This is a genomic window from Alcaligenes faecalis (assembly GCF_041521385.1).
In the GTDB taxonomy this organism is placed as follows: domain Bacteria; phylum Pseudomonadota; class Gammaproteobacteria; order Burkholderiales; family Burkholderiaceae_B; genus Alcaligenes; species Alcaligenes faecalis_E.
In genome coordinates, this window is the sequence record NZ_CP168006.1 from 3867018 (window position 1) to 3887627 (window position 20610).

Sequence of the window (20610 nt, forward strand, 5' to 3'; positions counted from 1 at the left end):
GGGATCGCTTGATCCTGCTTTTTGGTGTTTGCTATGCCGTCTTCTGATTTCTGGCTGGCACCCCACTATGTGGGCTGGTTGCTTCAAGGGTTCTGGGTCACGATTCAGCTCTCTTTAGTCGTCTCCTTCGCTGCAACTGTTTTGGGTTTTCTGGTGTGTATTGCCAGACTGTCGCCCTTTGCCTGCTTGGCCTGGCCGGTACGTGCTTACCTGAGTCTGTTCCGTAATACACCCTTATTGGTGCAATTGTTCTTCTGGTATTTCGGGGCCTCGGCCTTGATGCCGCCGGAGCTGGTTCAATGGTTGAATACTCAGCATGTCTTGCAGTTGGTCTTGTTCGATGTGCATTGGCCCAGTTTCGAGATGCTGGCCGCCTTTGTGGGTTTGACGATCTACACCACGGCGTTTGTGGCTGAAGAGTTCCGCTCCGGCGTGCGGGCAGTGCGCAAAGGTCAATGGGCAGCAGCAGCCTCCTTGGGCATGTCGTCCATGCAGGTCTGGCGCTATGTAGTGATGCCGCAGGCTTTGCGTAATACCTTTCCCTCGCTGATCGGGCAGTACATGAATGTCATCAAGAACACCTCGCTGACCATGGCTATCGGCTTGGCAGAGCTGTCGTATGCCTCCCGTCAGGTGGAAACTGAAACCTTCAAGACTTTCCAGTCCTTTGGGATTGCGACGCTGTTGTATGTCTTGCTGGTCATGCTGGTGGAAGTGGGTGGGCAGTGGTTGCAGCGTCATCGTCTGCAAGTGAGAGGTGGGCTGTCATGAACTTCGACGTAATTCATGACAATCTGCTGTACTTCCTGGTGGGGGCGTATCCGCATGGCCCTTTAGGTGGGGCGGCGCTGACGCTTTTGTTAAGCGTGCTATCGGCTAGCTTGTCCGCCGTTCTGGGGCTGGTTTTTGGGGTGGCTCTGGTTTTGAGCCGCGGTGTGGCGCATACCGCTTTGCTGCTGTTTCTGGGCTTTTTCCGCGCCATCCCCGTCATCATGCTGATTTTCTGGGTGTATTTTCTACTGCCCATTCTGTTCAAGGTGGATGTGCCGGGCTTGTTTACCGTGGTCTGCGCCTTGTCCTTGATTGGCGGTGCGTATCTGGCGCACTCGGTGTTTGCGGGTATCAGCAGCTTGCCGGCGGGGCAATGGCAAGCGGGCAAGGCCTTGGGCCTGAAAACCGCTCAAATCATGAAGTCCATCATCCTGCCGCAAGCCTTGCCGGTGATGCTGCCTTCTTTTATTAATCAGTGGGTTGCCTTGATCAAGGACACCTCGCTGGCCTATGTCATTGGTGTGGCGGAGCTGTCTTTTGTTGCCACTCAGGTCAGCAATCGGGTCATGGTGCACCCCACTGAAATCTTCTTGTTTGTCGGGCTGATGTACTACGTGATTTGCGCAACGCTGGAGTTGATTGCGAATCGGGTGGCCCGACGTTATGACAAACATCTGCGACTGGATGGCAAATGATCCGTATCGATAGTGTTTCCAAGTGGTATGGCACGTTTCAGGTGCTCAGGGATTGCACGGCCCAAGTGGACCGTCAGGAAGTGGTGGTGGTGTGCGGGCCTTCGGGCTCAGGCAAATCCACCTTGTTGAAAACCGTCAATGGTCTGGAACCGTTTCAGCAGGGCAGGATTGTTGTGGATGGGATTTCCGTTGGTGACCCGGCAACGAATCTGCCAGACTTGCGCAGTCGGGTCGGGATGGTTTTTCAGAACTTCGAGCTGTTTCCACATTTGAATGTCGTGGCCAATCTGACCTTGGCACAACGTAAAGTGCTGGGCAGGAGTAGTGATGAAGCCAATGAGCGGGCCTTGCTGTACCTGGATCGCGTGGGCTTGAAAGCGATGGCGGATCGCTATCCGGCCAGCTTGTCGGGCGGGCAGCAACAGCGTGTCGCCATTGCACGGGCCTTGTGCATGGATCCGGTCTGCATGCTGTTTGATGAGCCTACCTCGGCCTTGGACCCGGAAATGGTTAACGAAGTGCTGGATGTGATGGTCAGCTTGGCGGAAGAGGGCATGACCATGATGTGCGTCACCCATGAAATGGGCTTTGCCCGCAAAGTGGCGGATCGGATGATTTTCATGGATCAGGGCCAGATTCTGGAGGACGTGCCCACAGATGTGTTTTTTGGTGATCTGGAGGGCCGACCACAGCGCGTGCAAACCTTTTTGTCCAAGGAACTGCGTCTGTAGCTTGTGTCTTTGCTCGGCAACTGGTTTGATGATTGCCAAGCCAAGCCAAGCCAAGCCAAGCCAAGCCAAGCCAAGCCAAGCCAAGCCAAGCCAAGCCAAGCCAAGCCAAGCCAAGCCAAGCCAAGCTGTGCGTAGCAGACGCTGGAGTGCGCATCCATAAAAAAAGCCCGCCTGTTGAAAAATGGGCGGGCTTTTTTATGAGCGAGTAATCCAGGCTTGATGAAACAGGGCTAATGACATGCAAGCCCGGCCTGGAGTGTGTCGCGATGTACTCAGGATCGCTGAGTGGGCGTGTCGAACGATTGCAGCAGAGATTCTGCTGCCAGTACGGCACGGCGTGCCTGCTCGTGCTGATCATGCAGGGCCAGGTAACGTGCCTCGGCCTCATCGCCTCGCGCTACATCCCCTTTGTATGACTGCGCTACGTAGTTTGCGTACCAAATGGATTCGGCTACGGTCATACCTACAAACACTTCATGGTCGTCCTGATCTTGCGACAGGGCACGGATACCAGATAAATACGCCCGTTCACGGGGCTGAAATTCCAACATAAGACTCCTTAGATAAGCCCCCATTGTAGTAGGTGGGGAAAATCAGGCCAGAGTTGTGCCGCGGATGCGGGTTCTATGGGGGCTGACAAGCGAGGGGATGAGTCGGATCACGGAACCTTGTAATGTCTATGGACTCTTAACGCTTGTATGAAAAATAGGAAAGGAAAATAATGACGATGCTACGTATAACGCTGACCGCGGGGCTGGTGTGGGTGTCTACCTCGGCTTTCGCCGCCAACGGGCAAGAAAATGCCCGTGTGGGGCGGGTTCATGTGCAGGCGGACCGCATTGAAATGCTGGGGACGGATTCGTTGAAAGCGTCGGGCAATGTAGTGGTGATCGGCAAAGATAGCGTGATTCACAGTCAAGAGGCGCTCATTAGCCAAGAGGGTTCGGTCATTCAGGTGCAAGCCGTGCAGTCTGGGCAGGGCCAGGCGTCGAAGTTTGATCCGCTCAGCCTTCAAGGTGCTCGTGCGGCCGGGGGAGAAATGAGGCTGCAAAGAGAAGGGTATGTCGCAGTAAACACAAAAGGTTTGAGTACGACCTGGTGGAATCGTGTCAGCCAAACATGCGTTATGGTCAAGACCAGTCAAGGGCGCTATAGCGAGGTCAAGGTGCTTGCCGCTTCTGTGTGCATGGGCTCTTGACGCGCCGTGTCTTGCTATCGCGCTGCAGGCTCTTTGGGATAAACCGTGGAACGTCAAAGACAAGTATTTTTCCATTGCGCTGCCTCTACATCAGGACTAGGGCTGTCCTTATTAGTCTTGCTCCTGTCTTTGGTGTTTTTAGTGGATGGGTTTGCGAACCCGCAGCGTCAATTCGCGTTGATCAATTATGTATTTGCCGCCTTGGGTCTGTGTTTTTCTGGTTTGATTTTTGCCATGAACCGCGCGTACGACCGTGTTTGCTGTGCTTTACCGATAGCCAGTCAGCGTATCGGTAAACGACTGGGCTGGTATCTGACAGTGCTTTACGCCATTTTGATCGGTTTGCTTGCCTTGGGTGCTGCAGGTATAGGAGCAAGGCTGCTACAAGGGCTGCATCTATTTGGTTAAGGCAAGCGCCAGATCAGGCCCACCCGGCACGCCGGGTGGGCGGTTTGGTACCGGTGCGCCTGGTGGTGTTTACGCTGGCATAGCCACTTTTTTAAGCCTGTATGCCAGCGCAGGCCGTGTTAGCCCCAGCCTGCGTGCGGCTTCTGAAATATTCCCGTTCGTTTTTTTCAAGGTCAGCTGGATGATTTGTTCTTCCAGATCATCCAGATTGAAGGGGGTTTCCAGCAGATGCTCCAGATATTGCGTCTGGTTCGCGCTGAAACAGGGCTCCTTCGCCATAAAACCTTGCGTGTTCAGACTGCTCAGATACTGCAAGGCGCTTTTCTGCTGCGGGAACAGGTGGTGGGTTTCGATTTCATGATTGTGTTCGGTCAGGATGACGCCACGCTCGATCATGTTCTCGAACTCGCGGATATTGCCCGGCCAGTCGTATTGCATCAGCAATTCCCGGCTGCGGTCACTCACGCCCAGCACGTGCTTTTTGTACATGCTGGAGTATTTGTTCAGAAAGTATTCGGTCAGCAGTGGAATGTCTTCCTTGCGCTCACGCAGTGGCGGGATGTGGATGGGAAAGACGTTCAGGCGGTAGTACAGGTCGGCACGGAAGGTGCCTTTTTGTACGGCCTCGGCCAGATCCTCGTTGGTGGCGGCCACGACACGCACGTCGATATGGCGGATGTTCTCATCACCCACGCGCTCCAGCTCCTGTTCCTGCAAAACACGAAGCAGGGCGGCTTGGGACCGTGGCGACAGTTCTACGATCTCATCCAGAAAAATGGTGCCGCTCTGGGCACGCTCAAAACGACCGGGGCGGGATTTATGCGCGCCGGTATATGCGCCTTTTTCCACACCAAACAGCTCTGATTCAATCAGCTCCGGGGGAATGGACGCACAGTTCACCGCAATAAAGGGCTGATCCGCCCGGTCGCTGGCGGCGTGCAGGCCGCGCGCGAAGGCTTCTTTCCCCACGCCGGTTTCTCCCAGCAGCAGCACGGAGACTTTGCTTTGCGCCGCCTTTTCCAGCAGATGACAGGCGGCTTGGTAAGCGGCGGACTGACCAATGGAGTTGGGCAAGGTGAAGTTGGCGCTGGAGTGCTTGAACTCCTGTTCGCGCAACTTCACCAGCTCACATCGCAAGGCAAACAGTTCGTCCTGGACCGGGTCGGGCAGCATGAAGCGGTCAATCTCGGGGTCATCCTCCTCCCATTCCTCGGCAGGCTTGCCCACGATCTTGCAGTGGCTATGGCCCATGGCGCCGCATTGGGTTTCTTTGTAGATGATGCTCTTGCCCATATAGAAGCTGGTGTAGCCACTGGCATAGCCCAGCAAGCTCCAACAGACCGGCTCGCTGGATTGGCCGTGCTCTTTCTGGTGATTGCTGACTTCATAGGAGTCAAACCAGTCAAATTCGCCGTAATACCGGCCAGCATCGCGATCAAAGGTCAGCGAAGTAGGCACGACTTTGACCATACCGCGGATGGTGTGCATTTGCGGGCCGGCCAGAAAGGTCTCTTTCAATGACAGGTCCGGGCGCACTTTTTGTGATACTTCGGCATCCTTCATGCCAGCGTGGTAGCCAAAGCGCATCAGAAAGTATTTGGCGCGCTCGCTGCCTAAAGAGGCAATCAGCTCCTTGCGAAGCTGGCCAAAACCGCTGGCGTGCAGCAAGAGCATGCGTTGCTCGCCAAACCAGATTTTGCCTTCCCGCGCATCAAAGCGAATGGCGTCGATCAGGTCCTGACTTAATGGCAGTGTGAGTTCAGTAGCCCCCATGGCTGTCTCCATCTGTTGTTTCTTATTGTGGTTTTGGGTGTTTTAAAAATCAGTATGCCGCCTGTCTTTCGGGCGACTCAAGGAAAACAGAATAGTGTCCAGAGGACGGATAAAACGGTTTTTTCTAGGGCTTTACCCTAGCTCAGCATTTGATGAAAACGGCGCTAAGCACTTGATCAAATGATCAATTTTCTATTCAGGCCGCCAGCCAACAGCGCATGGTATCTGGCTCTGACTCTTCCTATCTCTTTAATCCTAAAGGGTTAAATTCTTCAAATGTAAAGTTGGCACGCGGTTTGCTATGGACAGGCTGTGGACACTCATGCAACAGCTTGATCAGGAGGAGAACCGATGTCAGACACGAGCTTGCCCACGTTGACAAAGTACGTACGCGTACGCAGTCCGGCTAATGCCCGCTTTGTGGAATTTGATTTTGCGATTGGCCAGGCGGACCTGTTTGTGGAATTGGTCATGCCGCCAGCGGCATTTGAGCAGTTTTGCCTGCAGAACAATGTCCAGCCCATGAGCGAAGAGCAAATGCGGGTCAATGACGAGAACGAAGAAAAATGGCGTTTTGGTTATGACACTTTGGTCGGTAACAGCCGCCAGGCTGAAGCCCAGTAGGTTTTATTCAGGAGAACAAGAGGATGACATTAGAAATTAAAACGGCCAGTTTGCAGCCCGTGCGGCAAACCTTCGCCAACGTGGCCCGCCGCTTTGGTGAAAAGCCGGCTACCCGCTACCAGGAAGCAACATACGACGCCCAGGCAACGGCCAACTTTCATTACCGGCCCCTGTGGATGCCGGACAAGACCCTGAACGACCCTACACACACTGCCATTCAGATGAAGGACTGGTATGTGTTCCGTGACCCACGCCAGTTCTACTACGGCGCTTACGTGCAGAACCGTGCTCGCATGCAGGAATCGGCTGAAACCAATTACGGCTTTTTTGAAAAGCGCGAGCTGGCCCAATACCTGAGCGAGGACGTCAAAGCCAAGGTCACCCGCCTGCTGCTGCCTTTGCGTCACATCGAGCAAACCGCGAACCTGAATTTCATGTCCGGCTCGGCCTACGGTTATGGCACCACCATTACCCAAGCCTGTCTCTATGCCGGAATGGACTCGTTGGGTATGGCGCAGTACGTCTCCCGTATTGGCCTGCTGATTGATGGCAATAGCGCCGATTCCCTGAGCCAGGCCAAAGACGCCTGGATGCAGGATGCGGCCTGGCAAGGTCTGCGCGCCTTGTGCGAAAAAACGCTGGTCCAGAAAGACTGGTTTGAACTGCTGCTGGTGCAGTCCTTGCTGATCAACACCGTGGTGCATCACGTGGTGTATCAGGGTTTGGTGGCGGATCTGGCCAAGGAGGGCGGCCGCGATCTGGATATGCTGCTGGAGTTCATGCTGGAGTGCCATAAAGACCTGTCCAACTGGAGCGATAGCGTCTTCAAGATTGCGGCTGCTGAAAGCGAGGAAAACAAGCAGCAACTGCAAAACTGGCTGAATCAGTGGTTGCCGCAAGTGCAAGCCGCCTTCATGCCCTATATCCAGGCTGCCTTTGCCGACCAGGCTGATCAAGTCTGGACACAAGCGCAGGAAACCATTGCCAAACGCGTCACGAAAGCAGGCCTGAGCCTGGGTGGAGAAGCCTGATGACATCCAAGGTTTATATCGGTCTGCAAGATAACGACATGTCGCGCTACATCGTCGAGGCCATCGAAGAAGACAACCCGGACGCCACGGTGATTTATCAGCCAGCCATGATTCGCATTGAGTGCGTGGGCCAGTTGACCGTCAAGCGCGAGACCGTGGAAGAAAAGTATGGACAGCAGTGGGACATGCAGGAGCTGCATCTGAATCTGATCACCTTGGGTGGCAACGTGGATGAAGATGAAGACCGCTTGTTTTTGCACTGGAACAGCTAAATCAGAAAAGGGGGCAATATGGCCACGAAAAAACTAAATATCAAAGACAAATATCGCTATTTGACGCGTGATCTGGACTGGGAATTCAGCTACCAGGATCGCAAGGACGCCTTCCCCTACGAGGAGTTCGAGGGCATCAAGATTACCGATTGGTCCAAATGGGAAGATCCGTTCCGTCTGACAATGGACGCGTACTGGAAGTACCAGGCCGAAAAAGAAAAGAAGCTGTACGCCATTTTTGATGCCTTCGCGCAGAATAATGGCCAGATGAATATTTCCGATCCGCGTTACCTGAACGCGATCAAGGTGTTCCTGACCGCGGTGACCCCGTTGGAGTACCAGGCTTATCAGGGCTACTCCCATGTGGGCCGTCAATTCAGCGGCATCGGCGCACGTATTGCGTGCCAGATGCAGTCGATTGACGAGCTGCGTCACGTCCAGACGCAGGTTCACGCCATGAGCCATTACAACAAGTTTTTCAATGGCTTCCAGGACTGGAGCCATATGCACGACCGCGTCTGGTACCTGTCCGTGCCCAAGTCCTTTTTTGAAGATGCCCGTGCTGCTGGTCCCTTCGAGTTCCTGCTGGCAATCAGCTTCTCCTTCGAGTACGTGCTGACCAACCTGCTGTTTGTGCCCTTCATGTCGGGCGCGGCTTACAACGGCGATATGGCCACGGTGACTTTCGGCTTCAGCTCGCAGTCTGACGAAGCACGCCACATGACGCTGGGCCTGGAAGTGATCAAGTTCCTGTTGGAGCAGCACGAGGACAACGTACCTATCGTTCAGCAGTGGATCGACAAGTGGTTCTGGCGTGGTACCCGTTTGCTGTCCGTGGTCGGCATGATGATGGACTATATGTTGCCCAACAAGGTCATGTCCTGGAAAGAAGCTTGGGAGGTTTATTTCGAGCAGGCTGGTGGTGCTCTGTTCAAGGATCTGGCTCGCTACGGCATTCGTATGCCCAAGTACAGCGAAGTGATCGAGAAAGAGAAAGAGCACATCTCGCACCAGGCCTGGTGGATTTTCTACAACTTCGGTCACGCTGCTGGTTTCCACACCTGGATCCCCAGCGACGAGGAACTGGATTGGCTCAGCGCCAAGTACCCCGACACCTTCGACAAGTACTACCGCCCACGCTGGGAAATGGCCAAGAAAATGGAAGCCGAAGGCAAGCGCTTCTACTCCAGCGGTCTGCCCCAGCTGTGCCAGGTATGTCAGGTGCCCATGACCTTTACCGACATGGAAAAACCCGACGAAATTACCTACCGCCAAAGCCAGTACAAGGGCGAGCGTTACCACACCTGCTCGGACGGCTGCCGCGACATTTTCGAGCACGAGCCTGAAAAGTACATCCAGGCCTGGCTGCCGGTGAACCAGATCCTGCAAGGCGGTTGCGGTGGCCCCGAATTGGAGAAGATCCTGAGCGACTACTACCAACTGAACGTGGGTGTCGACAATATGGACTTCAAGGGCTCGGTGGACGAGGCACGCTGGAACGAATGGAAAGGAGTGACGGCCTAGTCACACGAGAAAAAGGGCAGTGCCTCGGTAGGCACTGCCACTACCTATAAAAATTGGAGATCAATATGGCAGTTACTGCAATTACCCCGGACTACCAAGGCTATGCGCGCGACCAGCAGTCGCACTATGGCGACAGCATGTTGCTGTATATAGGCTGGGACGAGCACCTTTTGTTCTGCTCGGCCAAGGCCTTTCTGGTTCAGCCCGAGATGACCGTGTCTCAGATGATCCAGCAACTGTTGCCTGCCGGCTTTGCCCAGCACCCTGACTTTGAGCAGATCGAATGGAGCAAGGTGCAATGGAATCTGAATGGCGAAGCGGTCGAACTGAATCCTGATGACACCTTGGGTGCCAAGGGTTTCGATCACAAATCCTTGTTGCGTTTCAAAACCCCTGGCCTGAATGGCTACAAGGGTACAGGCGTATAAGAGGCGGAGGCAGCAATGACGTATCAGGTAACCGTAGAACCCACAGGTGATGTGGTAGAGGTGGAAGATGGACAAACCTTGTTGGACGCTGCGTTGCGACAAGGGGTTTGGTTGCCTTTTGCCTGTGGACATGGCACGTGTGGCACCTGCAAGGTGCAGGTGCTGGAAGGCTATGCAGACGCAGGCGATGCGTCCAGCTTTGCCCTGATGGATTCGGAGCGGGACGAAGGCAAGCTGCTGGCTTGCTGCTGCCTGCCCGAATCCGATATGGTCATCGAGGCCGACGTGGACGTGGACCCGGATTTCCAAGGCCTGCCCGTCGAGGATTATCAGGGCAAGGTTGTCCTGATTGAAGACTTGTCGCCCACGATCAAGCACATTCGTCTGGAACTGGATCGTCCGATGGCGTTCCAGGCCGGGCAGTACATCAACCTGCATGTGCCGTCCATCGACAGTACCCGTGCTTTCTCCATTGCGAATCCGCCGTCCATGAGCGGCATTATTGATTTGCACGTACGCAAGGTAGAAGGGGGCGCAGGCACGACCTGGCTTCATGATGAACTGCAAGTGGGGCAGTCTCTGGATGTGTCCGGCCCTTATGGTCAGTTCTTTGTGCGCAAGTCCGACCCGCAAGGCGCGATTTTCATCGCCGGCGGCTCGGGCCTGTCCAGCCCCGAATCCATGATTATGGATTTGCTGGAAGAGGGCGATACCCGTCCTATCTATCTGTTCCAGGGTGCGCGCAATAAAGCCGAGCTGTATCACGCGGATCATTTCTATCAACTGGCCGAAAAGCACGACAATTTCCACTACATTCCGGCCTTGAATGCACCTTTGCCGGATGATGCCTGGGAAGGTTTTGTGGGCTTTGTGCATGAAGCCGTGGGTCAGTTCTTTGAGCAACGTTGTTCAGGCAATAAAGCCTATTTGTGCGGCCCGCCTCCCATGATTGAAGCGGCGATTTCCACCCTGATGCAAAGCCGCCTCTTCGAGCGCGATATTCACATGGAACAATTCCTGACAGCCGCGGATGGTGCAACCGGCAAGGTACGCTCAGCGCTGTTCAAGCGTATCTAAGCGGTTTTAACTGACTGCCGACCAGACTTTTTTCAGTGAAAAGATCTGCGGCTGGTGGTCGTGAACGCCGCAGCTTTCTGGCCTTGCAAGACGCGTTAACGACGCTTTGCAGGGCCTTTTTGTATTAGTCGGTGGCAGCTTTGCCGTCTGACCGTATCAGCGCAAGCAGCCGAGGCAGAAGGTTTCGCTGCAAGCCTGAGCAGGCCAGTTGCCCATAGGCTTGCAGCCATCAACAGGATGGCGGCCCGTTGCTAAAGGCGCTGTGCCCTGGAATTAGCCAGGGTGGTTTTTCCGCATACATCTCTTCAATAAACGCATGCATCTGAGCGATGTACCAGGAGTTGTCGTTTTTTCTGTGGCTGAAAATAATGGGCGAGGTTACTTTCTCGTCGTCAATCAGTCGGTACACCAGATCGCTGCGTATCTGGGCGGCGGAAGGAATCAGGCACAAACCCACGCCGCCTGCGACCAGTCCCATGGCCGTTTGCAGTTCCTTAACCTCGTGTACTTCGGAGGGGAAAACGGCGTTGTCGTGCAGAATGTTCAATACATGATCGGCAAAGCTGGGCCGTGGAGACTTGGGATACACAATAAAGGCGTGATCAGCGATGACTTGCAAGGACACTGGCCCCCGGTCCTTGGCCAAGTCAATCTTGGGCGGGATCGCCAGCACCAGGCGTTCTTCACGCAGAACGGTGCGACAGACCGCGCTGTCATGAATACGCACACGTCCAAAAGCAATATCAATGCGTCCGGCGCGCAAGGCGGCAATTTGCTGGCTGGAGGTCAGCTCCAGAAAGTGAAAGCGGATATCCGGGTAGGCGTGGCGGAACTTCTGGATCAGGATGGGCAGGCCACCGTACAAGGTGGAGGCCACAAAGCCAATTGATAATTGCGGGCGCTGGTTCAGACCGACTTCAGTGGTCGCCGCCTTCATCACTTCCACACGATTGAGCAATTGCAGGGATTGCTCGTAAAAAATGCGGCCTGCCTCGGTCAGTTGCAGGGGGCGGCTCTCACGTGATAGCAGCAGCACATTGAGTTCTTGTTCCAACAACTGGATCTGCCTGCTGAGTGCAGGTTGGGCGATGTGTAATTGTTCGGCAGCACGAGTGAAATTACGCGCTTTGGCGACCGCAACAAAATAGCGGATTTGTTTCAAGTCCATGCCTGTGGTCCAGGTCCAGAAAATCCGGACCAATATATCACCTATCTCGACCATCCAAGCTTCAAGCATATACCCGACAAGCTCTAGGGTTAACGATAGGTTTTGTTTTTGTTTTTCTTCAAGGTGTTGATTTTATTCATAAAAAAACAAACTATAGTATTTTGCTATGAAGCGGGACCAATATGGTATTGGAAGGCTGCCACTCCAAAGACTGTAATGAAAGCCATGCAGAACAGCCCAGGGTTTTTAGATAAAAAGGGCTGGGCAATATCAGCCCGATGGTGTCCCTGTCGGGTTTGAATCAGGCTCAAGGTTAAGCCAGCAATACGCTGCCACGAGTCAGTCCGGTCTCAATCCGGAGCGATTTTTCTTTTCTATCACGCGTACTTGCTATGCCTTCAAGGGCATGGGCAGGGACGGCTGCCACTCTCATAAAGGCCACATCATGTCAGTCCTTATGGATAAAACCAACGATATCAGGCACTTGCTTGATACTGCCCTGGAAGAAAACCCAGAAATAGGCGTGTATCGCTGCCGTCGCGACATCTTCACGAATCCGGATTTGTTCGAGCTGGAGATGAAGCATATTTTTGAAGGCAATTGGGTCTATCTGGCGCATGAAAGCCAACTGCCCAATGTGAATGATTACTTCACGACCTATATTGGTCGTCAGCCCGTGTTTCTGACACGCGGCAAAGACGGCGGCTTGAATGCCTTTATCAATGCCTGTGCGCACCGGGGCGCCATGCTGTGTCGCCGTAAACATGGCAATAAGGGCAGCTTTACCTGTCCTTTTCATGGTTGGACCTTCAATAACGCCGGCAAGCTGCTCAAGGTCAAGGATGAGAAGAACACCCAGTATCCCGAGCAGTTCAATACCGAAGGCTCGCACGACTTGAAGCGTGTCGCGCGCTTTGAGAACTATCGCGGCTTTCTGTTTGGCAGTTTGAATCCGGATGTGGTGTCTCTGGACGAATATCTGGGTGAAACCAAGGTCATCATCGACCAGATCGTGGATCAAGCCCCTGAAGGCCTGGAAGTGCTGCGCGGCAATTCTTCCTATATTTACGACGGCAACTGGAAGCTGCAGATTGAAAACGGCGCCGACGGCTACCACGTCAGCAGCGTGCACTGGAATTATTCCGCCACGATGGGTCGTCGCAAAGAGGGCGGCACGCAAGCGGTGGATGCGAACGGCTGGAGCAAAAGTCTGGGCGGTGTGTATGGCTTTGATTATGGCCATATATTGCTCTGGACCAAGACCATGAATCCAACCGTGCGCCCGGTCTATGAGCACCGCGAGGAGCTGAAGCAGCGTCTGGGCGAGGAACGTGCCGAGTTCATCGTGAATCAGACCCGCAACCTGTGTCTGTACCCGAACGTGTATCTGATGGACCAGTTCTCTACCCAGATTCGGGTAACGCGTCCTATCAGCGTGGACAAGACGGAAGTCTCGATTTACTGCTTTGGCCCCAAGGGTGAAAGCGCCGAGCAGCGTGCCATCCGTATCCGTCAGTACGAAGATTTTTTCAATGTGTCTGGCATGGGAACGGCAGACGATCTGGAGGAGTTCCGTGCCTGTCAGGAAGGCTATGCCGGTATGGCTGCCCCCTGGAATGACTTGAGCCGAGGCGCCCCCCTGTGGGTGCAAGGCCCGGACGAGAACGCTACTGCCATGGGCATGAAGCCCTTGATCAGTGGCGGGCGTAGTGAAGATGAAGGCTTGTTTGTCTGCCAGCACGAGTACTGGGCCAAGACCATGAGCCAGGCACTGAAAGCAGAAAACGGGGAGGCCTAAGCCATGCACGCAACGTATCACTCGATTTGCGCTTTCCTCTATCGCGAAGCCCGTTTGCTGGACGATCGTCAGTGGGATGAATGGCTGGAATGCTATAGCCCCAACGCCCAATACTGGATGCCTTGCTGGGACGATGATGATCAACTGACCGAAGATCCGCACAGCGAGATCTCCTTGATCTTTTATCCCAATCGTAACGGTCTGGAAGATCGGGTGTTTCGCATCAAGACCGAGCGTTCTGGTGCTTCTACGCCGGAGCCGCGTACTGCTCATATGCTCAGCAATATTGAGATTCTGGCCGAGCGCGAGGGACAGGTGGACGTCCGCTATAACTTTTTGACGATGAACCATCGCTACCGGGTGACGGATCAGTTCTTCGGCACCATTTATCTGACTTTGTCGTCTCAGGAACAGGGCTGGTTGATCGAGCAAAAAAAGGTAGTGCTCAAGAACGACTATATCCGTCAAGTGATTGATGTGTATCACATTTAAAGCCGGGGGTTAGTCGTGAACAGCTATCGTATTGCGCTGAATTTTGAGGACGGTGTCACCCGTTTCGTGGACTGTGGGGAACACGAAAAAGTGCTGGATGCCGCGTATCGCCATCAGATCAATCTGCCTATGGATTGCTCGGACGGGGTGTGCGGCACTTGTAAATGTCAGGCCGAAAGTGGTCAGTATGAGCAGGGCGATGACTATATCGAGGATGCCCTGACGCAAGAGGAAGCGGACAAGGGTTTGGTTCTGACCTGCCAGATGATTCCCAAGTCGGACTGCGTGATTGCTGTGCCGATTTCATCGGGTGTGTGCAAGACCGCCGTGGCTAAGTGGCAGGGGCAGGTATCGGAATGCCGTCAGTATGAGGATGCGGCTTACGAACTGAAGATTGATGCGGCCGATGAGGCCTTGCCTTTCCTGCCTGGGCAGTACGTGAATATCACGGTGCCCGGCGGGCAGGCGCATCGCTCCTATTCCTTCAGCTCTGCGCCGGGAGGGCCGCGTTTGAGTTTCCTGATCAAGCAAGTGCCGGGCGGCCTGATGAGTTCCTGGCTGGCGGCGCAGCCGCTAGGTCAGCAGGTGGAAATGACCGGACCTTTGGGCGGTTTTTATCTGCGTCAGGTAACGCGCCCCTTGCTGTTCCTGGCCGGTGGCACAGGCTTGGCGCCGTTCTTGTCCATGTTGGAAGTCCTGGTCCAGCAAGGCTGTACGCAAGCTGTGCATCTGGTTTATGGCGTCACGCGTGATCAGGACTTGGTGATGTTGGCTGAGCTGGATTCCTATACCCAGCGTTTGCCCGGATTCAGCTACACCACCTGCGTGGTCGATCCAGAATCCCGCCACGAACGCAAAGGCTACGTCACCCAGCACCTGGATCCGGCGCATTGGCATGAGGGGCAGGTGGATGTGTACCTGTGCGGGCCACCCCCCATGGTGGATGCGGTCAGCCAGTTCATTGATGCGCAAGCCCATGCCCCCATGAATTTCTATTACGAAAAATTCATCACCAGCCAATAAATGCATTCAAGCAGCGCCCCCTTGGCGGGGCGTACTGTGCTGGATGACTCTTACAAGGAAAGATCATGACTGCGCCTGTGCGTTTTCATCAAAAAGTGGCCATTGTTACGGGCGCAGCCCAAGGCATTGGTCGTCGTGTTGCCGAGCGTTTGCAGGCCGAAGGGGCTTGGGTGCTGGCCGTAGACCGTTCGGAACTGGTGCGGGAACTGGCCGACGAGGCGGTCTTGACGCTGGAAGTGGATCTGGAAACCGTTGAAGGTGCGCAGGCCGCAGCCCAGGCGGCGCTGGATAAGTGGGGGCGTATTGATGTTTTGATCAATAACGTCGGGGGCACGATCTGGACGCGTCCTTACGAACATTACACGCCGACGCAGATCGAGGCCGAGATACGCCGCTCCCTGTTTCCAACCCTGTGGTCCTGTCATGCCGTGTTGCCCAGCATGCAAAAGCAGGGGAGCGGGGCCATTGTGAATGTGTCCTCGATTGCCACTCGCAGCATCAACCGCGTGCCTTATGCCGCGGCCAAAGGGGGCGTCAATGCCTTGACCGCCTCTTTGGCTTTCGAGAATGCCCAGCGCGGCATTCGGGTCAATGCTGTTTCACCCGGCGGGACCGAGGCACCGCCACGGCGCATTCCTCGCAATACCCAGAACCAGGAAGATCCCCAGGAAGCGATCTGGTATCAGCAGATTGTGGATCAGACCGTGTCCAGCAGTTTGATGAAGCGCTACGGCAGCCTGGATGAACAGGCCGCCAGCATTTTGTTTTTGGCCTCGGACGAGGCGTCCTATATCACCGGCACTGTCTTGCCAGTAGGAGGCGGCGACCAGGGCTGATCAAGCGATGCGCGCGGCTGGTAGAGCGAAGGGCATCAAGACAAAAAAACTCCATTTGGGGGAGACAAATCATGAACACACGAGAAGTTAATGAAGTGATTGAGCAGGCGCGCTTCGGGCGCTTTCACTGGATGGTGATGAGCCTGTGCGCCTTGTTGCTGATATTCGATGGCTATGACCTGTTCATTTACGGCGTGGTCTTGCCGGTGCTGATGGACGAGTGGAATTTGACGCCGGTGCAAGCCGGGGCTTTGGGCAGCTACGCCTTGTTTGGCATGATGTTTGGTGCATTTGTATTCGGGCCGCTGGCAGACAAGATTGGCCGCAAAAAAGGCGTGACGATCTGCTTTGCCTTGTTCAGTCTGGCTACATTCTTGAATGGTTTTGCGAGTTCACCGACCGAGTTTGGTGTGTATCGCTTTCTGGCTGGCCTGGGCTGTGGCGGCTTGATGCCCAATGCCGTAGCCTTGATGAATGAGTATTCGCCTAAACGTTCGCGCAGTACCTTGGTGGCGATCATGTTCAGTGGCTATTCATTGGGCGGCCTGTTGTCGGCGGCGATCGGTATCTACATGCTGCCGCGTTTTGGCTGGCAGTCCATGTTTTTCTGTGCGGCCATTCCGTTGTTGCTGCTGCCTTTCATTGTCTGGAAGCTGCCAGAATCGTTGGCGTTTCTGATGCGTCAGGGGCAAGAGGAAAAAGCACGGCGTATTGTTCAGGCTCTGGCCCCTGAAATGGGCGTGTCTCAAGATACCGTTTTGACTTTGAATGAACAGAAACAGACGGGCGTGCCCATGCTGGATCTGGTCAAGGAAGGGCGCTTGCTGGGCACCTTGATGATCTGGGTGGCGTTTTTCTGCTGCCTCTTGATGGTCTATGCCCTCGGTTCCTGGTTGCCTAAACTGATGGCCAATGCGGGCTATAGCCTGGGTTCCAGCCTGTCCTTTTTGGTGGCCTTGAACCTGGGCGGCATGTTTGGTGCGATTCTGGGTGGTTGGCTGGGAGACCGTTTCAGCTTGCCTAAAGTGGTCGCCTGGTTCTTTTTGGTGTCGGCGGTGTCCATTACCTTGCTGGGTTTCAAGAGCCCGACGCTGGTGCTGTACGTGTTGATCGTGATTGCCGGTGCCACCACCATTGGCACGCAGATCCTGCTGTACGCCAATACGGCGCAGTTCTATCCCTTGTCCATGCGTTCTTCGGGCCTGGGTTGGGCGTCAGGAGTAGGGCGAATCGGTGCCATTGCCGGGCCTTTCCTGGGCGGTACCTTGATGGCGGCGAAGTTGCCCTTGCAGATGAATTTCATGGCCTTTGCCGTACCGGGACTTATCGCCATGCTCGCGTTTCTGGTGTTTCTGGCATCCTCGCGTTCATCACCTAAAGTGGCTTTCAATGCTGTGGTAGGTTGAAAGCACCAGGGCAGGTGGAGAAATGGTCATGCCAAGTTCTCAACGGGCTTGAGTCGTGCCAACAGGCTCCAGATCGTTATACTTGTTCTTTCCGGCAGCTTCCTGATTGTGGGGCTGCCAGAAGCAAGGTTCATCTACACCGTTTTCAATCGACGCATGCCAGCCTTTCAAATTGAATGGCTGGCATTGTCTATGGAGCTAGCCAGAATCATGACCGCCAGCAGTTTTTTGTTATTTTTACCCGCCTGTTTTGCTCTGAATATGGCCTTCGGCCCCAACAACCTGCTGTCCATGACGGTAGGGGCCAAGCAAGGCGTGTCGACTGCCCTGGTGGCGGCCATGGGGCGTCTGGTCGCTTTTGCCATCATGATTGTGGTGGCGGCCTTGGGAATGGGAACCTTGTTGATGGTCTCGGAAACGGCCTTTACCGTGGTCAAGCTCGCGGGGGCGGCGTATCTGATCTGGCTGGGCATCAAGGTACTGCGTGCCAGTGGTAAAACGTCAGCAGAGCAGACTGAGGTGAGCAAAAAAGATATCTGGGGCCTGGTGCGTCAGGAGTTCTTCGTGGCGATTGGTAATCCTAAGGCCATTCTGATTTTCACCGCCTTCTTCCCGCAATTTGTGGATATGAATAACTATTGGGCCAGCTTCATGACACAGGGTGTGATTTTCCTGCTGCTGGAAGTGATCGCGATTGCGGCGTATGCCTATGTGGGGACCAGGCTGTCCGGCGTGATGCAAAATGCGCGTGGTCTGCGCTGGGTGAACCGCATTAGCGGCAGCATGATGATAGGTTTTGGTGTGATCCTGGCCATGGCGCGACGTTCCTGATGTGATAGGCCCGCCTAGGTCTGTGAAAAAGAGCTCTCCTTGCGAGAGCTTTTTTATGTCTGTCATCCGCTTGGCAAGGCCAAGCCTCATGTTTTTATGGGTGTTTTTTTTAGTTCAATACAAAAAGCTTGAAAACTCCCATGTTGTTGTGGGAAGTGCCCGTTTTGTTTGTGTTTCTATTTGTACAGGGTAAACACTGAATATGTTGTTTAATCCTTGAAGTTTGTAATTTTTTTGCTAGGATGAAAACTCGTCCTAGGCTTTTTTATTACATAAATAGCAGGAGGCTTGGATATGAATGATATGCCCATGAACTGGCCCAGTGATTTCCCGAGTAAACACGATTCAATATAAGATTTCCAAGAAAAACGGAGACCATTAACCAGCCAAGCCGCCCTATGGGCGGCTTTTTCATTGGTGTTTAAGTGTTCTGGTTTTTGTAGTGATGTATTTTAAGGTTCACCCTGTCGTTTATTGATAATATTTCAATGCTGAATCGCCTATGACAGGGAATCCCCACTGGGCTATCTTAAATTATGATTTATTGCGCTTGGTGGCTTGAAACAATACGGAGCAGAAAAAGAATGACGGGCGTCAAGACCTTGTTTGTTTTATGTTTTCCCCTGCTTCTTGGCGCTTGCTCCAGTATCGCCGTTACTTATCATAGCGACCCCGAAGGAGCCACTGTCGTTTGCAATGGCAACGTCTATGGTGAGACCCCACTGACCATTCGCTATGCGCTTAGCGATGACGATAAGCGCATAGGAGTTCTTTATACGGACTCTTGTTATGCGCAGTGGCTCAGTGGATACCGGGTTTCGTATAGCAATCGGGTGCACCTTCCCCGGATTCCGGTTTTTGGCTATCAAATGGCCAAACGTCCTTTGGGAGACGGTTATGCACAGGACGCGGATTACGGTTTGCGGGTGCAGACCTTGCGGCAACTGCGCGCGCAACAAGAAGAAAACCGTAGATTGATGCAAGAGCAACTTCGAGAGCAGCGTAAAACCAATTGCCTGCTGCAGGGGAAATCAAAATGCTAGTGCTCCTTCAAGCAGCCAGCCCTGACCGCCCAAAGGATGTTTTTACGTAACCAGCTTTAATCGACGATGTAGAGCTTGGCGCCCGTCTGGGTGGAGGAACGATGCGGCTCGGCATTGTCAGCCACATGGTAGGACTGCCCTGGCTCCAGGGTGAAGCAGCGTCCGTCTTTCAGTTCAGTATCAAGTTTGCCTTCCAGGCACAGCAACATATGGCCCTTTACGCACCAGTGGTCGGCCAGATAACCGGGGCTGTATTCCACCATGCGTACGCGAATGGGGCCAAATTGCTGGGTGCGCCACAAGGCCATGCCTGTTTCGCCTTTGTGTTCAGTGGGCGTAATGTCAGACCAGTTGACGGTGCAAAAGGGTAGGTTCTGAATATCCATGCTTTTGTGGCTCGTTTGAAGGGGGGCTGTTTATAGTAGGCCTGTTTGCGGCGTTTGATTTGCCGCCTTATCAATTTTTCCTGATACAGGCGATTTCAATTTAGAAATTTGCTGATGTCACAAACGCAGCCAGATCAGTAATACTCGCGCTCAACAAGGGTTCGTCATGGCACTTGTAATGACAAAAGGGGAAGCGCATGAGTCTGTCTCAATCATTATTATCTGCACGCCATCATCGATGCTGGAGCGTGTTGGCCGCTGCCTTGTTGCTATCGGCTTGCAGCAGTGTGCCTCAACAATCGGTACAGCGCCAGGCGGTCTTGGCGACTGTCCCACAAACGGCCTCGACCTTGGGTACGCAATGGGGAGAAGGGCGTGAGTCTCGAGTCTATTCCGTCCAGGCCCAGCCCATCGAGCCACAGCGCGATGAGCTGCAATTGACCTATTCCGATGAGCGTAGTATTTATCAGGCTTTGGGCCGAAACCTGGATGCCCAGCGCAGCATCTTGCTGGATCAAGGTAAAGTGGAATTGTCTGTGCATGATGGACGTGACGTGCCTTTGACGATTTACAGCAGCATCGGGCAGAAAAACTATCAGTTGGCGGGCAAAGCAGGCGAGCGGTACGTCCTGGTCTATACCAATCGCAGCTCCAGGCCTTATGAGATCGTCACCACGGTAGATGGCCTGGATGTCTTGTCGGGCAAACCGGGCAGCCGCAGTCATAACGGCTATCTCTTGCAGGCTGGCGCTGTCTTGCGTATTGAAGGCTTTCGTAAAAGTGCTGATGAAGTGGCGGCTTTCCGTTTTTCTCCTAAAGATAGGTCCTATGCCGCGAATACCTTGGCGGGCGACGCGCGCAATATTGGGGTGATCGGTACGGTGCTGTATGAAGTGCGCCCGGTGACGTCTGCCCAACCCGCCGTGCGGTCGCCCAATCCTTTTCCTGCCGATAAGGGCAATGGGCACTATGCCCCTGCACCGCGTTACTAAAGCTTGATCGTGTCTTTTCGTTGACTTTTACGTGCATAGCTTTCATCGCCGTTCAGCTTGAACAGCACTGAGAAAGGCTGCGGGGTGGTCAAACATCCGCTTT

23 protein-coding genes are annotated in these 20610 nt (G+C 54.1%); 19 read left to right on the forward strand and 4 right to left on the reverse strand.

The features are described from left to right. Positions 1–33: 33 nt before the first annotated feature. Genes ACDI13_RS16840 through ACDI13_RS16850 form a run of 3 tightly spaced genes read left to right on the forward strand, consistent with a single transcriptional unit; the run spans position 34 to position 2197 of the window. A complete protein-coding gene (locus ACDI13_RS16840; RefSeq protein WP_316991065.1) occupies positions 34–771 on the forward strand; it encodes an amino acid ABC transporter permease in 738 nt (245 codons plus the stop codon). Next, positions 768–1466: an amino acid ABC transporter permease gene (locus ACDI13_RS16845; RefSeq protein ID WP_042480267.1), complete on the forward strand. Its 699-nt coding sequence runs from the start codon at positions 768–770 to the stop codon at positions 1464–1466. The genes ACDI13_RS16840 and ACDI13_RS16845 overlap by 4 nt, the downstream gene beginning before the upstream one ends. Next, complete coding sequence (locus ACDI13_RS16850; RefSeq protein WP_316991066.1) at positions 1463–2197, forward strand: amino acid ABC transporter ATP-binding protein; 735 nt, start codon at positions 1463–1465, stop codon at positions 2195–2197. The genes ACDI13_RS16845 and ACDI13_RS16850 overlap by 4 nt, the downstream gene beginning before the upstream one ends. A 272-nt stretch (positions 2198–2469) precedes the next feature. Here the strand turns inward: ACDI13_RS16850 and ACDI13_RS16855 are convergent, their stop codons facing one another. Further along, positions 2470–2748 carry a hypothetical protein gene (locus tag ACDI13_RS16855; protein ID WP_316991067.1) on the reverse strand — a complete coding sequence of 93 codons (279 nt, stop codon included), beginning with the start codon at positions 2746–2748 and terminating at the stop codon, positions 2470–2472. Positions 2749–2918: 170 nt separating this feature from the next. On the opposite strand from ACDI13_RS16855, the gene ACDI13_RS16860 reads away from it, so the two are divergent. Together ACDI13_RS16860 and ACDI13_RS16865 are read left to right on the forward strand one after the other, a co-directional pair. Beyond that, the gene (locus ACDI13_RS16860; RefSeq protein ID WP_316991068.1) at positions 2919–3395 is read left to right on the forward strand and encodes a hypothetical protein; all 477 of its coding nucleotides are present in this window, start codon (positions 2919–2921) and stop codon (positions 3393–3395) included. A gap of 45 nt (positions 3396–3440) precedes the next feature. Further along, entirely contained in the window at positions 3441–3803 is a 363-nt protein-coding gene (locus ACDI13_RS16865) for a hypothetical protein (RefSeq protein ID WP_316991069.1), read from the forward strand. 69 nt (positions 3804–3872) lie between these two features. On the opposite strand, the gene ACDI13_RS16870 is transcribed toward ACDI13_RS16865, so the two are convergent. Further along, entirely contained in the window at positions 3873–5576 is a 1704-nt protein-coding gene (locus ACDI13_RS16870) for a sigma 54-interacting transcriptional regulator (protein WP_316991070.1), read from the reverse strand. Positions 5577–5927: 351 nt separating this feature from the next. Between ACDI13_RS16870 and ACDI13_RS16875 the strand changes: the two genes are divergently transcribed. The 6 genes from ACDI13_RS16875 (at position 5928) to ACDI13_RS16900 (ending at position 10532) form a co-directional block, all read left to right on the forward strand. Next, on the forward strand, positions 5928–6200 hold the full coding sequence (locus ACDI13_RS16875) for a phenol hydroxylase subunit (RefSeq protein ID WP_316991071.1): 273 nt from the start codon (positions 5928–5930) through the stop codon (positions 6198–6200). A gap of 23 nt (positions 6201–6223) precedes the next feature. Further along, complete coding sequence (locus tag ACDI13_RS16880) at positions 6224–7231, forward strand: aromatic/alkene monooxygenase hydroxylase subunit beta (protein WP_316991072.1); 1008 nt, start codon at positions 6224–6226, stop codon at positions 7229–7231. Further along, positions 7231–7503 (forward strand): MmoB/DmpM family protein, encoded by a 273-nt coding sequence (locus ACDI13_RS16885; RefSeq protein WP_003800437.1) that lies wholly within the window; start codon positions 7231–7233, stop codon positions 7501–7503. The genes ACDI13_RS16880 and ACDI13_RS16885 overlap by 1 nt, the downstream gene beginning before the upstream one ends. An 18-nt stretch (positions 7504–7521) precedes the next feature. Beyond that, complete coding sequence (locus ACDI13_RS16890) at positions 7522–9027, forward strand: aromatic/alkene/methane monooxygenase hydroxylase/oxygenase subunit alpha (protein ID WP_021446663.1); 1506 nt, start codon at positions 7522–7524, stop codon at positions 9025–9027. Between the two features lie 65 nt (positions 9028–9092). Further along, on the forward strand, positions 9093–9455 hold the full coding sequence (locus ACDI13_RS16895; RefSeq protein ID WP_045931447.1) for a phenol hydroxylase subunit P4: 363 nt from the start codon (positions 9093–9095) through the stop codon (positions 9453–9455). 15 nt (positions 9456–9470) lie between these two features. After that, positions 9471–10532 (forward strand): NADH:ubiquinone reductase (Na(+)-transporting) subunit F, encoded by a 1062-nt coding sequence (locus tag ACDI13_RS16900; protein WP_035267734.1) that lies wholly within the window; start codon positions 9471–9473, stop codon positions 10530–10532. Between the two features lie 229 nt (positions 10533–10761). Here ACDI13_RS16900 and ACDI13_RS16905 read toward each other — a convergent pair whose 3' ends face one another. Next, on the reverse strand, positions 10762–11700 hold the full coding sequence (locus ACDI13_RS16905) for a LysR family transcriptional regulator (protein WP_316991073.1): 939 nt from the start codon (positions 11698–11700) through the stop codon (positions 10762–10764). Positions 11701–12145: 445 nt separating this feature from the next. Here ACDI13_RS16905 and ACDI13_RS16910 point away from each other — a divergent pair, with 445 nt between their 5' ends. The 7 genes from ACDI13_RS16910 to ACDI13_RS16940 all read left to right on the forward strand — a co-directional run bounded on the left by ACDI13_RS16910 (position 12146) and on the right by ACDI13_RS16940 (position 19129). Further along, positions 12146–13498, forward strand: coding sequence for a Rieske 2Fe-2S domain-containing protein (locus ACDI13_RS16910; RefSeq protein ID WP_316991074.1), 1353 nt, complete (start codon positions 12146–12148; stop codon positions 13496–13498). Between the two features lie 3 nt (positions 13499–13501). Further along, on the forward strand, positions 13502–13990 hold the full coding sequence (gene benB, locus ACDI13_RS16915; RefSeq protein ID WP_316991075.1) for a benzoate 1,2-dioxygenase small subunit: 489 nt from the start codon (positions 13502–13504) through the stop codon (positions 13988–13990). Positions 13991–14005: 15 nt separating this feature from the next. Further along, the gene (gene benC, locus ACDI13_RS16920; RefSeq protein ID WP_316991076.1) at positions 14006–15013 is read left to right on the forward strand and encodes a benzoate 1,2-dioxygenase electron transfer component BenC; all 1008 of its coding nucleotides are present in this window, start codon (positions 14006–14008) and stop codon (positions 15011–15013) included. A gap of 65 nt (positions 15014–15078) precedes the next feature. Next, entirely contained in the window at positions 15079–15849 is a 771-nt protein-coding gene (locus ACDI13_RS16925; RefSeq protein WP_372372525.1) for a 1,6-dihydroxycyclohexa-2,4-diene-1-carboxylate dehydrogenase, read from the forward strand. A gap of 71 nt (positions 15850–15920) precedes the next feature. Further along, complete coding sequence (locus ACDI13_RS16930) at positions 15921–17255, forward strand: MFS transporter (protein ID WP_316989987.1); 1335 nt, start codon at positions 15921–15923, stop codon at positions 17253–17255. Between the two features lie 210 nt (positions 17256–17465). Then, on the forward strand, positions 17466–18086 hold the full coding sequence (locus ACDI13_RS16935) for a LysE family translocator (protein WP_316989989.1): 621 nt from the start codon (positions 17466–17468) through the stop codon (positions 18084–18086). Between the two features lie 584 nt (positions 18087–18670). Then, on the forward strand, positions 18671–19129 hold the full coding sequence (locus ACDI13_RS16940; protein ID WP_316989986.1) for a PEGA domain-containing protein: 459 nt from the start codon (positions 18671–18673) through the stop codon (positions 19127–19129). A 56-nt stretch (positions 19130–19185) separates the two neighbouring features. Here the strand turns inward: ACDI13_RS16940 and ACDI13_RS16945 are convergent, their stop codons facing one another. Beyond that, a complete protein-coding gene (locus tag ACDI13_RS16945; RefSeq protein ID WP_316989985.1) occupies positions 19186–19515 on the reverse strand; it encodes a DHCW motif cupin fold protein in 330 nt (109 codons plus the stop codon). Positions 19516–19712: 197 nt separating this feature from the next. On the opposite strand from ACDI13_RS16945, the gene ACDI13_RS16950 reads away from it, so the two are divergent. Next, the gene (locus tag ACDI13_RS16950; RefSeq protein WP_316989984.1) at positions 19713–20507 is read left to right on the forward strand and encodes a hypothetical protein; all 795 of its coding nucleotides are present in this window, start codon (positions 19713–19715) and stop codon (positions 20505–20507) included. Positions 20508–20610: the final 103 nt, after the last annotated feature.